This is a genomic window from Rhodococcus sp. NBC_00294, from assembly GCF_036163995.1.
In the GTDB taxonomy this organism is placed as follows: Bacteria; Actinomycetota; Actinomycetes; order Mycobacteriales; family Mycobacteriaceae; genus Rhodococcoides.
Genome location: NZ_CP108043.1, coordinates 2,490,068 through 2,503,629 on the forward strand (window position 1 = coordinate 2,490,068; position 13,562 = coordinate 2,503,629).

The 13,562-nt window shown below is 68.6% G+C and carries 11 protein-coding genes; 3 read left to right on the forward strand and 8 right to left on the reverse strand.

Going from position 1 to position 13,562, the window contains the following annotated elements; genetic code table 11:
• Nucleotides 1-66: 66 nt before the first annotated feature.
• The 3 genes from OHB23_RS11685 to OHB23_RS11695 form a co-directional block, all read right to left on the reverse strand.
• Entirely contained in the window at nucleotides 67-2,172 is a 2,106-nt protein-coding gene (locus OHB23_RS11685; protein WP_328809583.1) for an Rv1355c family protein, read from the reverse strand.
• 22 nt (nucleotides 2,173-2,194) lie between these two features.
• The gene (locus OHB23_RS11690) at nucleotides 2,195-2,917 is read right to left on the reverse strand and encodes a hypothetical protein (RefSeq protein ID WP_051613357.1); all 723 of its coding nucleotides are present in this window, start codon (nucleotides 2,915-2,917) and stop codon (nucleotides 2,195-2,197) included.
• 68 nt (nucleotides 2,918-2,985) lie between these two features.
• Complete coding sequence (locus OHB23_RS11695) at nucleotides 2,986-3,393, reverse strand: PAS domain-containing protein (protein ID WP_197027788.1); 408 nt, start codon at nucleotides 3,391-3,393, stop codon at nucleotides 2,986-2,988.
• Between the two features lie 241 nt (nucleotides 3,394-3,634).
• On the opposite strand from OHB23_RS11695, the gene OHB23_RS11700 reads away from it, so the two are divergent.
• Nucleotides 3,635-5,479 (forward strand): putative bifunctional diguanylate cyclase/phosphodiesterase, encoded by a 1,845-nt coding sequence (locus OHB23_RS11700; RefSeq protein WP_328809584.1) that lies wholly within the window; start codon nucleotides 3,635-3,637, stop codon nucleotides 5,477-5,479.
• Here the strand turns inward: OHB23_RS11700 and OHB23_RS11705 are convergent.
• Nucleotides 5,398-7,638: a molybdopterin-dependent oxidoreductase gene (locus OHB23_RS11705; protein ID WP_328809585.1), complete on the reverse strand. Its 2,241-nt coding sequence runs from the start codon at nucleotides 7,636-7,638 to the stop codon at nucleotides 5,398-5,400. The two genes, OHB23_RS11700 and OHB23_RS11705, sit on opposite strands and share 82 nt — an antisense overlap.
• 71 nt (nucleotides 7,639-7,709) lie before the next feature.
• On the opposite strand from OHB23_RS11705, the gene OHB23_RS11710 reads away from it, so the two are divergent.
• Nucleotides 7,710-8,537, forward strand: a complete 828-nt coding sequence (locus OHB23_RS11710) for a serine hydrolase domain-containing protein (protein WP_328809586.1) — start codon at nucleotides 7,710-7,712, stop codon at nucleotides 8,535-8,537.
• A gap of 147 nt (nucleotides 8,538-8,684) precedes the next feature.
• The gene (locus tag OHB23_RS11715; RefSeq protein WP_027505753.1) at nucleotides 8,685-9,188 is read left to right on the forward strand and encodes a DUF3145 domain-containing protein; all 504 of its coding nucleotides are present in this window, start codon (nucleotides 8,685-8,687) and stop codon (nucleotides 9,186-9,188) included.
• Nucleotides 9,189-9,257: 69 nt separating this feature from the next.
• On the opposite strand, the gene OHB23_RS11720 is transcribed toward OHB23_RS11715, so the two are convergent.
• From OHB23_RS11720 to OHB23_RS11735, 4 genes are all read right to left on the reverse strand, one after another.
• Entirely contained in the window at nucleotides 9,258-10,691 is a 1,434-nt protein-coding gene (locus tag OHB23_RS11720) for an acyl-CoA carboxylase subunit beta (protein WP_222630462.1), read from the reverse strand.
• 130 nt (nucleotides 10,692-10,821) lie between these two features.
• On the reverse strand, nucleotides 10,822-12,072 hold the full coding sequence (locus tag OHB23_RS11725) for a KasA/KasB family beta-ketoacyl-ACP synthase (RefSeq protein ID WP_328809587.1): 1,251 nt from the start codon (nucleotides 12,070-12,072) through the stop codon (nucleotides 10,822-10,824).
• An 8-nt stretch (nucleotides 12,073-12,080) separates the two neighbouring features.
• The gene (gene acpM / locus OHB23_RS11730; protein WP_027505756.1) at nucleotides 12,081-12,392 is read right to left on the reverse strand and encodes a meromycolate extension acyl carrier protein AcpM; all 312 of its coding nucleotides are present in this window, start codon (nucleotides 12,390-12,392) and stop codon (nucleotides 12,081-12,083) included.
• 191 nt (nucleotides 12,393-12,583) lie between these two features.
• Entirely contained in the window at nucleotides 12,584-13,501 is a 918-nt protein-coding gene (locus OHB23_RS11735; protein ID WP_328809588.1) for an ACP S-malonyltransferase, read from the reverse strand.
• Nucleotides 13,502-13,562 lie beyond the last annotated feature (61 nt).

A 13,562-nucleotide genomic window follows, 5' to 3' on the forward strand; every position in this document is an offset into this window, starting at 1 on the left:
TCTCCTCGCGTGGCTGCGGAGCGCTGGACTGCACTCGTTCAGCCGACTGTACCGCGAAGAGTGCCGTCAGCGAGGTCGACGCCGACTTCGAACGGCGGGAATTGCGCAGTGAGACAGTCGCAATACGAGGCCGACCGGTTTGTCTCGCGGCTGAACAGCGGTATCGAGGAAGCGGTGACGCAGTGCGCGTAGTCGCTCGGCGTAACGCGGGGACAGAGCGTCGAATTCGTGCTCCTCCGAGGCGTAGAGGAACACGGGAGACACGGGATGAACTGCCAGACCGTGCAACTCGGCCGTGATCCACGCACGCTCCACTGCACCGCCGGCGCCGACGTGATCGCGGCCGGTGGTTCCCGGCGCGAACACGACGAGTACCGCGGACGTGGTCGCCATCCGAGCGCGCGTGTCGTCGCCCAACGCCGTGCCGGTGTCCCAGTCCGCGAGAAGACGCATCACGTCGGGTCGTCGGGCGACGTCGAGCTTGACCAGGTCGGTGGCGTCGAGGGCCAGAGTGGCGACATCGATACCGGTGTCCGGGTCGTCGTCTCCGGGCCACCGCAGTTCGGACATCATCTCGGCGTGCAGCGTGGTGGTGAGGTAGCGGAGTCGGTCCGATTCCGCCAGGATCTCGCCGATCTCGGACAGCGCCGCCCGATCCGTGATCACGATCGCTGAGCCGTCCTCCGCTGCAGCCGCCGCGCGCAGGTCGCGCACGACCTCGTCGGCCAGTGCGGTCGGTGTGCCCGGATGACGGTTCGTCGAACGCCGCATCATGGCCTCGTGGAGGGGAGCGAGGGCAGTGTCCGGCCTTCGCGCCAGTGTCAGGTCGACGCGTACGCGACCGTCCCCCTCGTCGACGACGGTCGGCACCGCCGTGAGTCCGGCTTGGGCCGCGGCGACCCGAGCGTTGAACACCGCGGCGCCCAGGGCGATTCGGCTCCCGCGGTGCGCGACATCGAGACCGGTGGTGCGCAGAGGGTCGAGCGTGATCGTGACGACGTCGTCGGACGTGGTCACGATCCACGGCTGAACGTTGCCGCCGGACGGTGCGCGCCGAGCGGCCTCCACCATCGAGTCCACGACCGAGGTCGGTGTCGTGGGCGCCGTCGTCGGTGCCGGCTCGTCGATGGGGTCCCGGGCGCTCTCGGTCGTTCCGAGGGTGTCGAGAGCGCCGTCGACGTCGACACGGGTGCGACCGGACGGCATGGAAAGGCCCAACACGATGCGCCGCACCACCGCTGCGACCGTCGCCCCTCCCAGAGCGACGTCGCTCCCGAGCTGCGGCCACGTCGAGATCGTGCGGTCGACTTCGACCATGGACGCGGCGAACCGCGCGGACACGTCGGATGCACCGAGGATCGACATGACGTGGGGTGCCTTGTCGCGCGTGCTGAGACCGCTGAGGGCGCCCGACGAGAGAGTGCCGACGGCGCCGTGGAAGATCGGACGATCGGGCTCGAGATCGAACCGTTCCACGTCGAGAAGTCCGCGGTCGCTGGTCTCCATGATCACCGGGATGCGATGCCGCTTGGCGGCTTCACGCAGCAGGACCTTCACGTCGAGGGAATCGCATTCCTCGACGACGATGTCGAGGCCGTCCAGGAAGTCGTCGACCGTGTCGGCGGTGATGCCGCGTGCTTCGACGCGCACGGACAGGTAAGGGTCCAGCTCGGCGATGCGCCGGGAGACGATGTCGGTCTTGCTCTCGCCCAGGTCGAGAACGGTCGACGGGATCCGGTTGAGGTTGGAGAGCTCCAACTCGTCGAAGTCGGCGACCCGCAATTCCCCGCACAGTCCCTCGAGGGCCAGGGTGTGCGCGACCGCGTGCCCCACGCTGAGACCCACGACGCCGATCTTCGCCGCGCCGAACCGGTCCTGCTCCTCGGCGGTGATCTTGTTGCGGTTGCGGTCGAGCCGGAGCCGCCGGAACCCGCGAGGCCCGAGAACGCGGACGAGCGTGCGGCGCCACGGATAGTGCACCCAGCGAGGGGATTCGTCCAGAACGTCGTCATCGGGCCGGGGGACCAGCGCGGACAGTCCCCGTGCCTGGGCGTCGAGTGTGTCGAGAACGACGGTCACACCGTCGCCGAGCAGAGACTCGACGACCGCTCGATCGTTCTCCGAGTGTGGATCGAGAACGAGTGCAGCAGAGCCTGTCAGCGCATCGGTCACGAGTCGCTCCTTCGTGTCGGGCCTATGTCGTTCCCGTGGACCAGGTGTGGACCAGTTGCGCTGCCGCGTCGTCGATCCGTCGAGCGTGATGCGCGTGAGCGGTCTCTCGGAACGTGTTCAGATCCCACCAGAGGGCCCTCGTGCTGTAGCGGTCGTCCGGATACGGCGTGGGGTCGATCGTATCGGCCACCACGGCCCCCGACTTCTGCCACATGGACACGGCATGGTCCGCAGCGGTGGAGAGTGCGAAACGCACCCCGAGCAACGAGCACGCCAGCGGTCCTGCGTGCGCGATCATGTCGACGAGACGTTTGTCGCGTGGCGCTGCACGATCCACCCAGCCCGATTTGAGCTCGATGACTCCCTCGCGGAGACGGTCGTTGACAGCGTCTCGCAAGACGTTCCGCGCCAACGGGTTCCGTTGCCACTCCAGGTCGGCGTGCGTCTGACGGGCGTGCTCGTACGGACCCTGGACGCGGATGCCGGCGAGCATGCGCCCGGACGCATCCAGGGCGCACAGAAAGATGGTCGTGTTCCGCCCGTCGCGGATGGTGTCGTACTCGAGGGCGACGGACACGTCGTGCCGCTCGTAACTGATGCGTGCACCTTCGAGGTAGCGACGCCACAGATCCGGGCGGGAGGTGGGGGAGGTGGCGACCACGGTGCACTCGAACACCGGATCGTCGTAGTACCCGAAGGCGTGTGTGGGGCGTGTGTGCGTGGTCGAGAGTGGCGGGGCCGTCATGGTCTGGCGCTCCTGTACTCGGGATGGTGTCCACCGGGGTTCAGCGGTCGTGCCTCCGGCCCGGCGAGTCAGGCCGCGGGGGCGACCGGCGTCGACTCGACGAGCAGGTATCGACGGTCCCCGACCTGTACCCGGGAGAGTTCGAGATCCACCTCGACGGCCCCACCGTCCTTGCGGACCAGCCGGAGCCGAGCGTCGGCCGAGCCGTCGAGGGCGGCAAACGCCCGCGCGGTCGCATCGGCGAGGGCCTCGGTGTCGGCAGGATGGAGCACTGCGGACGATCCGAGCAGCGCGAGCTCACCCGAGTCGTAGCCGAGCAGGTTGCTGCACGCGGAGTTGTAGAACGCGAGAGCGCCGGAGCCGTCGTGCACCGTCGTCGCCCGGTCGGACCGCACGACTCGGTAGTACAGGGACGAGAGGTCAGGGGCAGCCGTGACCGAGCTCGCTGACGTATTCATCGATACCAGGTCCGACATGGGACCGATAGTGGCACAGTGACTTACGGTTCTGCCACGGTGCAACTGAGGCAAAACCGGTAAAGAGTCGGTTTTTATGTGTGATGTCATGAGTTGCAGGTCACTGCATTTTCGGATCAGATGTTGATCAGAATGCGCGGAAGATGCCTCGAGCTGCGAGTACGACACGCTGCATCGACCGGGTGGGGTGGTGACGGCCGTGCGGGGGCATCGGGCCGATCAGGGGATTTCAGGAGAAGTCATGGATCGGATGGAAGGTCGGACGAGTGTCCGGCGGCCCCTCAACACGCTCGTGTCCGAGTTGGCGACGCGGTTGCTCGGTGCCGACTCCGCGAACGTCGTCGAGGCGTACCGGGCGCTGCTCCGAGACCTGTCCACCGATTTCGGGATGGACACGTGCTTTCTCCGGCACAACGACGAGCGCATCGACGCGTCGATTCTCGTCGCGGAGTGGCCCCCGCGGCCCGTCGTTCCCGACCCGGATCCGTTGGGCGTCGTGTACTTCGACAGAGCGGATCCCGTGTTCGCCCGGTCGCGCAGCCAGACCGAGGTCGAGATCTACAGGCCGAGCGATCAGCCCGAGAACTACCGCGACCGGGTGAAGGACGCATCAGGGGTTCCGGCGACCACGATGGTCGCGGTACCCCTGGTCGGCGACGGCCGCACCCTGGGCGTCCTGGGTTTCGTTCGATTCGCCGACCGCGAGTGGACCGCGGAGGAGCTCGAGGCCGTCACTGCGGTCGGAGCGATGCTCGCCCAGGTGCAGAGGCGCGTGGCCGCGGAGAACGAACTGCGCCACACCGCGATGATCGACGAACTGACCGGGCTGATGAACCGTCACGGGCTGACCGAGCTGCTCGACGGGCGCGCCGGCGACGGCACCGCGGTGGGCGTGCTGTTCGTGGACATCGACCGGCTGGCCGCTCTCAACGACTTCCTCGGCCATCGCATGGGTGACGAGTTCCTGCGCACCGTCGCGGACCGCATCCGCCGCCGACTGCCGGACGGGGACGTGGTGGCGAGGCTCGGCGGGGACGAGTTCGTCGTCGTCCTCGGTGGTGCGCCCACGGCCGAGGACGGCGCGGACCGTGCGGAGATGGCCCGTTCGGTGGTCGCCGAGCCGATGGTGGTGGGGGACGACAGGGTGACCCGCACGGCGAGTATCGGCGTGGCCGTGGGAACCGCGGATCCGTCGGAGATGCTGCGCCGGGCGGATCAGGCGGCGCTGCACGTGAAGTCGTCGGGTGGCAACGGCGTCGTCCTCTACTCGGACGAGATCGCGGCGACCAACGACCTCCGGACCGACGTCGAGCTGACGCTGGGCCATGCCATCTCCCACGACCGGTTGGTGCTGCACTTCCAACCCGAGGTGGACCTGCGTTCCGGTGAGATCACCGCAGTGGAAGCTCTCGTCCGCTGGCCGCATCCGACCCGCGGCATGCTCGGGCCCGACGTGTTCGTGCCCATCGCCGACGCGGCGAACCTCGCCCCGGAACTCGGGCGCTGGGTCATCGATGCGGCGTGCCGGGCGTATGTGAGCTGGCGGGACGCCACGGGTCGCACCGACCTGGTTCTGCGCGTGAACATCTCACCGGTCCACCTCGCCGTGCGCGACTTCGCGCAGGAGGTGGCGGACGTCCTGCGGACCCACGGGATCGACCCGGCCTGCTTCTGCCTGGAGCTGTCCGAGGTCGCGGTGGTGGATTCGGTGGCGCGATCGGGCGCAGCCCTGACCTCCCTGCGCGACAGGGGAATCAGGACGGCCATCGACCACTTCGGTGTCGGCTACTCGTCACTGCTGCATCTCAAGAGGTTGCCGCTCGACGTGCTCAAGATCGACAGGCACTTCACCGACGGGCTCGGCGTGGACGGCGACGATCGTGCGCTCGTCTCGGTCATGATCGGACTTGCTCGGTCACTCCGGCTCGACGTCGTCGCCAACGGAGTCGAGACGTCCGCGGCGGCGCGCACTCTGGTCGAGCTGGGCTGCCACCGCGCGCAGGGTCACGCCATCTGTCCGCCCGTCGACGAACCCACCCTCCGCTCGCTGCTCGTCGACGGGACCCGGCTGCTCGACGTGTCCTGATCGTCGGTCCTGACGAGCCGGAGCGTCACCGGGACACCGTTGAGGACGGCATTTCCCGCGACGCCCTCGACGCGGTCCGGATCGGTGAGGTCGTTGACGCTCGGTCCGCGGACGTCGCGGGCCACCGTCAGTCGCACACCGTCGCGGTCATGCCCGAAACCGTGCGGGATGCTCACGACGCCGGGCATCACCGAGTCGCTCGCCGTCACCTCGATGCGCACGGAGCCGGCGGCGGACACGACCTCGACGGTGTCCCCGTCGGCGATGCCGAGACGGTCGAGATCGGCGGGATGTGCCAGCAGACCGTGGCGCGGCTTGCCCTTCACGAGACGCGGCGCGTTGTGCATCCACGAGTTGTTGCTGCGAACGTGGCGGCGCCCGATCAGGAGCAGTTCGCCGTCCGCGGACGGCGTCGCGGCGAGTAGAGCGCTCCGCAGTCTGTCGATGTCCGGGGTGATCACGTCGTGCATCAGACCGATACGCCGATCGCGGGTGAGCAGCTTGCCCGGCAGACCGGGACGCAGCGGACCGAGGTCGGTGCCGTGCGGGTTCTTACGAAGTGTCCGCAGAGTGACCCCGCGAGCGCGCAGCAGCAGGAGTTCGACCGTTCGGGCGGGGGACAGCCGAGTGCGCACCTCACGGACCACGGCCGCGGCGTTCACCCGACCCAGGGTCCGCGCACGCGGTCCGCGGCGGCGGACGGCGGCGTAGCGCAGACTCAGATCGCGGAAGATCTCCCAGTCGTGGCGCGCGTCGGCCTCTTTCGGCAGGACGGCCGGATTGAACTTGGCGGTGTTCCGCACCGCGAACGTCGAGAAGATCAGGTCGTAGTGGTCCCGCTCGAGGGCCACCGTGGACGGCAGGATGATGTCGGCGTGGCGTGAGGTCTCGTTGACGTAGATGTCGAAGGACACCATGAAGTCGAGCCCGGCGAACGCGTCGTCGAGTCGGGGGCCGCCCGGCATCGACAGCACCGGGTTGCCCGACGCCACGACCATGGCGCGGACGCGCCCGGGCCCGTCGGTGGTCATCTCGTCCACGAGGGTCGACGCCGGGAGCTCGCCACTGAACTCGGGCAGATCCCGTACCCGGCTGCGCCACTTGTCGAAATGACCGCGGCCGGTGATCTTGTTCGCGATCAGGTCGACGGCCGGATCGGTGAACAGCACGCCGCCGACCCGGTCGAGATTGCCGGTCAGGATGTTCAGGACGTGCACCGCCCACTGGCACACGGTGCCGAATTCCTGGGTGGAGACACCCATCCGGCCGTAGACCGCGGCCGATCCGGCACTCGCGAGATCGCTTGCCAGCGCGCGGATCACGTCGGCGTCGATACCGGTGAGAGGTGCCACGGCCTCGGGCGTGAACGCCGCCACCGCCTCGGTCACACCCTCGACGCCGTCGACGTACGGGGCGGGGGTAGCGGCGCCGTCGGCCAGGACGACGTGAACGAGCGCCAGCAGCAGATGAGCATCCGTGCCGGGACGGATGAAGTGGTGGGTGTCGGCGACGTCCGCCGTCTCGGTGCGCCTCGGGTCGATCACCACCATGCGCCCGCCCCGTGCGCGCAGTTCCTTCACCCGCTTCCCGAAATCGGGCACCGTCATCATGGATCCGTTCGACGCCATCGGGTTGGCGCCCAGGACGAGGAAGAAGTCGGTGTTGTCGATGTCGGCGATCGGCTGACGGAGCTGATGCCCGTAGAACAACATGTTGGTCAGCTGGTGCGGCAACTGGTCCAGCGACGTGGCGGAGTACCGGTTGCGGGTGCGCAGCATCGACAGGAACGGGATGCCGTGGGTCATGGCGCCGAGACTGTGCACGTTGGGGTTGCCCGCGTAGACACCCACGGCGTCGGCGCCGTGCTCGTCACGGATGGCGGACAGGCGTCGTGCCACGAGGTCCACCGCTTCGTCCCACCCGATCTCGCGCCACCCCGACTCGGTGCGCTGCAGCGGTCGGCGGACACGGTCGGGGTCGTTCAGGATGTCGACGAGCGCGGTCGCCTTGGGGCAGATGTGTCCGCGGGACAACGGATCCTTCTTGTCCCCGCGGACGGACTGCACACCCTCGTCGGTCACCGTGTACTCGAGTCCGCACATGGCCTCGCAGAGGGTGCAGGTGCCGTGGGCGGTGCGGGTGGTTCCAGCCGAGGTCATTCCACGCACGCTAGTCGCGTGTACCCGGACGCATCGAGATTCTGTGACGAGTGTGAATTACAGTCGGGCTCGTGGTCACCGGCAACGCATCCGAGATTCTGTCCTCACTCACCGACTGGCCGGTCCCGGCGGTGTCGGCCGCGGTGATCACCGACGGTCCCGACGTGGCCGCGCGGCACGGTGATCGGGACCGCGTGCAGGAACTGGCCTCGGTCACCAAGCTCCTCGTCGCCTACGCGGCGCTCGTTGCGGTGGAGGAGGGAGCCGTCGAGCTCGACGAGGCGGCGGGACCCGAGGGATCCACCGTCCGACACCTTCTCGCCCACACCTCGGGAGTCGCGTTCGACGACCGACGGCCCACCACGGCGCCGGGGACGAAACGCATCTACTCGAGCGCCGGCTTCGAGATTCTGGCGGAGCACGTGACCGAGCGTTCCGGCATCGAGTTCGGGGAGTACCTGTCCGCCGCCGTGCTCGAACCGTTGGGTATGACCTCGACCGAGCTGCACGGGTCGGCCGGCCACGGAGCCCGGTCCAATCTCCGCGACATGGAGGCGTTCGCGGCAGAACTGCTCGCACCGACGCTCGTCTCCCGCCAGACCGTCGACGAGGCGACGATCGTGCAGTTCGAGGGACTCGGAGGCATCCTCCCCGGGTACGGGTCGCAGCGACCCAACGACTGGGGTCTGGGCTTCGAGCTCCGTGACCACAAGTCGCCGCACTGGACGGGGGAGACGAACTCGGCGCGCACGTTCGGGCACTTCGGGCAGTCGGGAACGTTCCTCTGGGTGGACCCCGAAGCCCGCGTCTCGTGCGTCGTGCTCGCCGACCGCGCCTTCGGGGACTGGGCCAAGCCGCTGTGGACCGCGTTGGGTGACACGGTGCTCGCGGGCGTGTGACCCGCCGCGACACGCCGCCGGAACCCACGCGACACACCGAACGACTGGTGTAACAGGGGTAACTCGAGGCACACTGGTAGAAGCCGTACATCAGCAGACGCGTCAGGCCGTTGGGGAAGACGTCCCTCGTCGAAGCTGGAGGCAACGGTGAACGCACTGAACCAATTCGCGGACTCGACCACGGGTGTCGTCTACATTCACTCGTCGCCGGCCGCGCTGTGCCCGCATGTCGAATGGGCGCTGTCCGATGCGCTCGACTGCCGAGCAAATCTCAAGTGGACCGCGCAGCCCGCATTCGACGGTCAACTGCGGGCCACCACCAACTGGACCGGCCCCGTGGGCACCGGCGCCCGGTTGGCCAGCGTGCTGCGCTCATGGCAGATGCTGCGTTTCGAGGTCACCGAGGACCCCAGTGAGGGTGTCGACGGTGAACGCTTCGCGCACGTGCCCGGCCTCGGCCTGTGGCACGGCGCCACCAGTGCCAACGGCGACGTCATGGTGGGCGAGCAGCGACTGCGGTCGATCCTGGAACAGGGCCGCGGCGACGTGTACGCGCAGCTGGATCACGTTCTCGGTACCGCCTGGGACGCGGAGCTCGAACAGTTCCGTCTCGGTGGAGTCGGCGGAGAGGTCACCTGGCTCGCGAGTTAGTGGGCCTCCGGCCCCCGTGAGCCTTTTGCGCATCCAGGGATGCGCACAAGGCTCACGGGGCGACGCCACTCAGAGCGGGATGTTCTTGTGGCGACCACGGCGCGCCGGGGCGTCCGCCAGCGCGCGGGTGAGAGTGCTGCGGGTGGCGGCCGGATCGATGATCGCGTCCACGACGCCGATGCCCACGGCCCGCTCGACACCACCGGCGATGGCCTCGTGCTCGGCCGTCAGACGGTCGTGCAGCGCCTCGCGCTCGTGATCGGGCGCCGCTGCCAGTGCCTTCTTGTGCAGGATGCCCACGGCCGCCTTGGCGCCCATGACCGCGACCTCGGACTCCGGCCAGGCGTAGACGGCCGTTGCTCCGAGAGCCCGTGAGTTCATCGCGATGTATGCGCCGCCGTAGATCTTGCGGGTCACCAGTGTCACGCGGGGCACGGTGGCCTCGGCGAACGCGTGCAGCAGCTTGGCACCGCGGCGGACCACGCCCTCCCACTCCATGCTGACGCCCGGGAGGTATCCGGGGACGTCCACGACGACGACGAGCGGGATGCCGAAGGCATCGCACAGGCGGACGAAGCGGGCGGCCTTCTCGGCGGACTCGGAGTTGAGGCACCCACCGAGGCGGATCGGGTTGTTGGCGATGACACCGACCGAGCGACCGCCGAGGCGGCCGAGCCCGGTGACGATGCTGCGCGCCCAACCACCCTGGAACTCCTCGAAGGACGACTCGCCCTCGACGTTGTCGAGGAGCTCGTGGACGACCGGGTGCACGTCGTACGCGCGGCGGTTCGACGCGGGCAGGAGTGCCTTGAGATCGGTGTCGCCGTGCTGGGCGGCGGCCAGGTCGAACTCGCCCTGCTCACTGAACATCGACACGAGCCGACGTCCCCGTGCGAGGGCGTCGAGTTCGTCGTCGGCGACGATGTGGCAGACGCCGGACTTGCGGAAGTGGGTGTCGGGCCCACCGAGCGAGGCCATGTCGACCTGCTCGCCGGTGACGCTGCGCACCACGTCGGGACCGGTCACGAAGACCCGGCCCTCGGGGGCCATGATCACGACGTCGGTGAGCGCGGGGCCGTACGCGGCGCCGCCGGCGGCGAATCCGAGCACGACCGAGATCTGCGGAACGGTGCCTGACGCACGGACCATGGCCTCGAAGACCAGCCCGACGGCGTGCAGGGCCTCGACGCCCTCGGCGAGACGGGCCCCACCGGAGTGCCAGATGCCGACGATGGGCGCTCCGGAGTCCAGGGCCTCGTCGATGGCGGAGACGATGTGCTTGCAGCCGTCGACTCCCATGGCGCCGCCCATGACGGTGGCGTCGGAGCAGTAGGCGATGGTGCGGACTCCGTCGATCTCACCCGAGGCGGCCAGCACACCGGACTTGTCACGGTCGTGCAGCGGGGTGGTCGTACCGGAGTCGAAGAGCTTCTCGAGACGAGCGAGGGGGTCGCGCGGGTCACGCGACGAGGAGTGGCGGGTGTGCGGAGCGAGGACGGTCATCGTGTTCTCCCCTTCATACTGCCGCTCCCGGCAGGGGAGTGGTGGTGCGGGCGAAGATCCGGCGACCGCGGTCGCCGGATCTCCGCCCTCGTGCGCGTACGACTGTCACGCCGTGACGGCTGCGGAGCCGTCAGTGGCGTCCGAAGGCGAGCGCAACATTGTGCCCACCGAATCCGAACGAGTTGTTCAGTGCGTACTCGATCTCGCCGCGACGGGCCTCGCCCGACACGACGTCGAGGTCGATCTCCGGATCCTGGTTGTCCAGGTTCAGCGTGGGCGGAACGATCCCGTCCCGGATGCTGAGCACTGTCAGGATCGACTCCAGGGCGCCGACAGCGCCGATGGAGTGCCCGAGGGCCGACTTCGGTGCGTACACCGATGCGTGGTTGCCCACCGCAGCGTTGATCGCGGTGGCCTCGGCCGTGTCCCCGATGGGAGTGGCCGTGGCGTGGGCGTTGACGTGCGAGATGTCCTGCGCCGTCAGTCCCGCCGTCTCGATGGCCCGGCGCATCGCACGCGCCGCACCGGTTCCGGCCGGATCGGGAGCCACCAGGTGGTACCCGTCCGAGGTGATGCCGGCGCCGAGAAGGCGAGCATGGATCGTCGCGCCGCGAGCCTTGGCGTGCTCCTCGCTCTCGATCACCATGAGCGCACCGGACTCGCCGAAGACGAAGCCGTCACGATCCTTGTCGAACGGCCGCGAGGCCGCCTGCGGATCGTCGTTGCGTGTGCTCATGGCACGCATCATCGAGAAGGCCGCGATCGGCACCGCGTCGATGTGTCCCTCGACCCCACCCGTGACCATGATGTCCGCGTCGCCCATGACGATCATCCGCCATGCGTGAGCGATCGCTTCCGATCCCGACGAGCATGCCGACACCGGTGTGATGACACCGGCGCGTGCACCCAGGTCGAGCCCCACGACAGCCGACGGTCCATTCGGCATGATCATCTGCACGGCGAGCGGGGACACCTTGCGGTACCCGCCCTCGCGCATCTTCTTGTCGGCGTCGAGCAGTGCGTCTCCGCCGCCCAGGCCGGTGCCGATCGAGACGCCGAACCGCTCCGAGTCGACCTCGGGGCTGCCGGCGTTCTTCCACACCTCCTTGCCCAGGACGTATGCCATCTGCTCGACGTAGCTCATGCGTCGTTGCTCGACGCGAGAGAGAAGAGTCGATGGATTGACGGCCAGATGGCCGCCGATGCGAACCGGAAGATCGAACTCGGTGACGAAATTGTCCTCGAGCACGTCGATGCCGCTCTCCCCGTTCAGCAGTCCCTTCCACGTCGCGTCGACGTCACCGGCGATGGAGGTGGTCACCGCCAGGCTGGTCACGACGACGTTGCGGAAGCCCCCGTTGGCTGTGCTGGGCGTGGTCACGGTCGTGCTCACTCGCCTGCGGAGTCGCTCTGGTTGTCGAGCTTCGCCTTGATGGCCTCGGCGGCCTCGGGGTTCTCGGCTTCGAGCTTCTGGATGTAGTTCACGGCGTCGCCGACGGTGCGGAGGCTGGCGAGATCCTCGTCGGGGATCTTGACGCCGTACTTGTCCTCGGTCTGCACTGCGATCTCGACCATGGAGAGGGAGTCGATGTCCAGGTCGTCGACGAACGACTTCTCGACGGTCACCTCGGACGGCTCGATGCCGGTGACCTCTTCGATGATCTCGGCGAGTCCGGCGATGAGTTCTTCCTGCGTGGCCACGGAGTGGCTCCCTTCGTGTAAGGAACTGTGCACACGACGCGACTGTGCGCCGGTGCGGATGCTGTCTCGACGAACGCTCGTTCTCGAGTCGGGCCGGCTACGTACCGGCCCCGCTCACCTCACGACGTGCGGTGAGCGATGCGCATCCCCGGCCCGGCCCGTGACGGACCGGCGGGGTTGCGCGCAGTAACCTAACCGACCGATACCGGGGCGGTGAGGCCGGAGACGTCCTCCGGAGTCTTGAGGGCGACCGTCGGGGTGCCGCGCATCTCGCGCTTGGCGATCCCGACGAGGGTGCCGGCCGGCGGGAGCTCGACGATCGAGGCGACCTCGGCCGCGCGCAGCGTCGCGGTGCACAGATCCCACCGGACGGGCCGGGTGACCTGGCCGGCGAGCTTGGCCAGTGCGTCCGCGCCGGAGGTGACCTCGCGGCCGTCGAGGTTGGAGAGCAGGCGACGCGTCGGCTCGGACGGCGTGATGGAGGCAGCTGCGGCGACCACGGCGTCCTGCGCGGGTGCCATGAAGCGCGTGTGGAACGCGCCGGCGACGGGCAGCGGGCGAATGCGTGCCCTCTCGGGCGGGTTCGCGGCGAGCTCGGCGAGGTCGGTGAGGAGACCGGCAGCCACGATCTGGCCGGCGGCGTTCCGGTTGGCGGCCTCGAGGCCGAGCTCGGTCAGACGCTCGAGGACCGCGTCCTCGTCGCCACCGAGCACGGCGGACATGCCGGTCGGAGCCAGTGCGCAGGCCTTGGCCATCTCGGCGCCGCGGATCGCGGCGAGAGCGACGGCGTCGTCGGCGGAGATGACGCCCGCGACGGCGGCTGCGGCGAGTTCACCGACGGAGTGGCCGGCGACGACCATGTTCTCCGGCAGTCCGTGCGTGCGCTCGATCTCCTCGAAGGCGAGGAGCGCAGCGGCCACGACGAGCGGCTGGGTCACGGCGGTGTCGGTGATCTCCTCCGCCGTGGCGGTGGTTCCGAGCCGCGTCAGGTCGAGGCCCGACGCCTGCGACCAGAGGGCGAGACGATCCGCGGCCCCGGGGAGTCCGAGCCACGGCACGAGCATGCCGGGTGTCTGAGAGCCCTGTCCGGGCGAAAGCACTGCAATCACGGAACTAAGAAAACACTGTGAAGGCCGTTTCAGGAGATGTTCTACGCGATGAACCTTGTCG

Bases quoted from the DNA above. Each gene is read 5' to 3' on its own strand.
- OHB23_RS11705 (WP_328809585.1), bottom strand. From the start codon at position 7,638: ATGACCTCGGCTGGAACCACCCGCACCGCCCACGGCACCTGCACCCTC.
- OHB23_RS11695 (WP_197027788.1), bottom strand. From the start codon at position 3,393: ATGTCGGACCTGGTATCGATGAATACGTCAGCGAGCTCGGTCACGGCT.
- OHB23_RS11720 (WP_222630462.1), bottom strand. From the start codon at position 10,691: ATGACCGTCCTCGCTCCGCACACCCGCCACTCCTCGTCGCGTGACCCG.
- OHB23_RS11690 (WP_051613357.1), bottom strand. From the start codon at position 2,917: ATGACGGCCCCGCCACTCTCGACCACGCACACACGCCCCACACACGCC.
- OHB23_RS11700 (WP_328809584.1), top strand. From the start codon at position 3,635: ATGGATCGGATGGAAGGTCGGACGAGTGTCCGGCGGCCCCTCAACACG.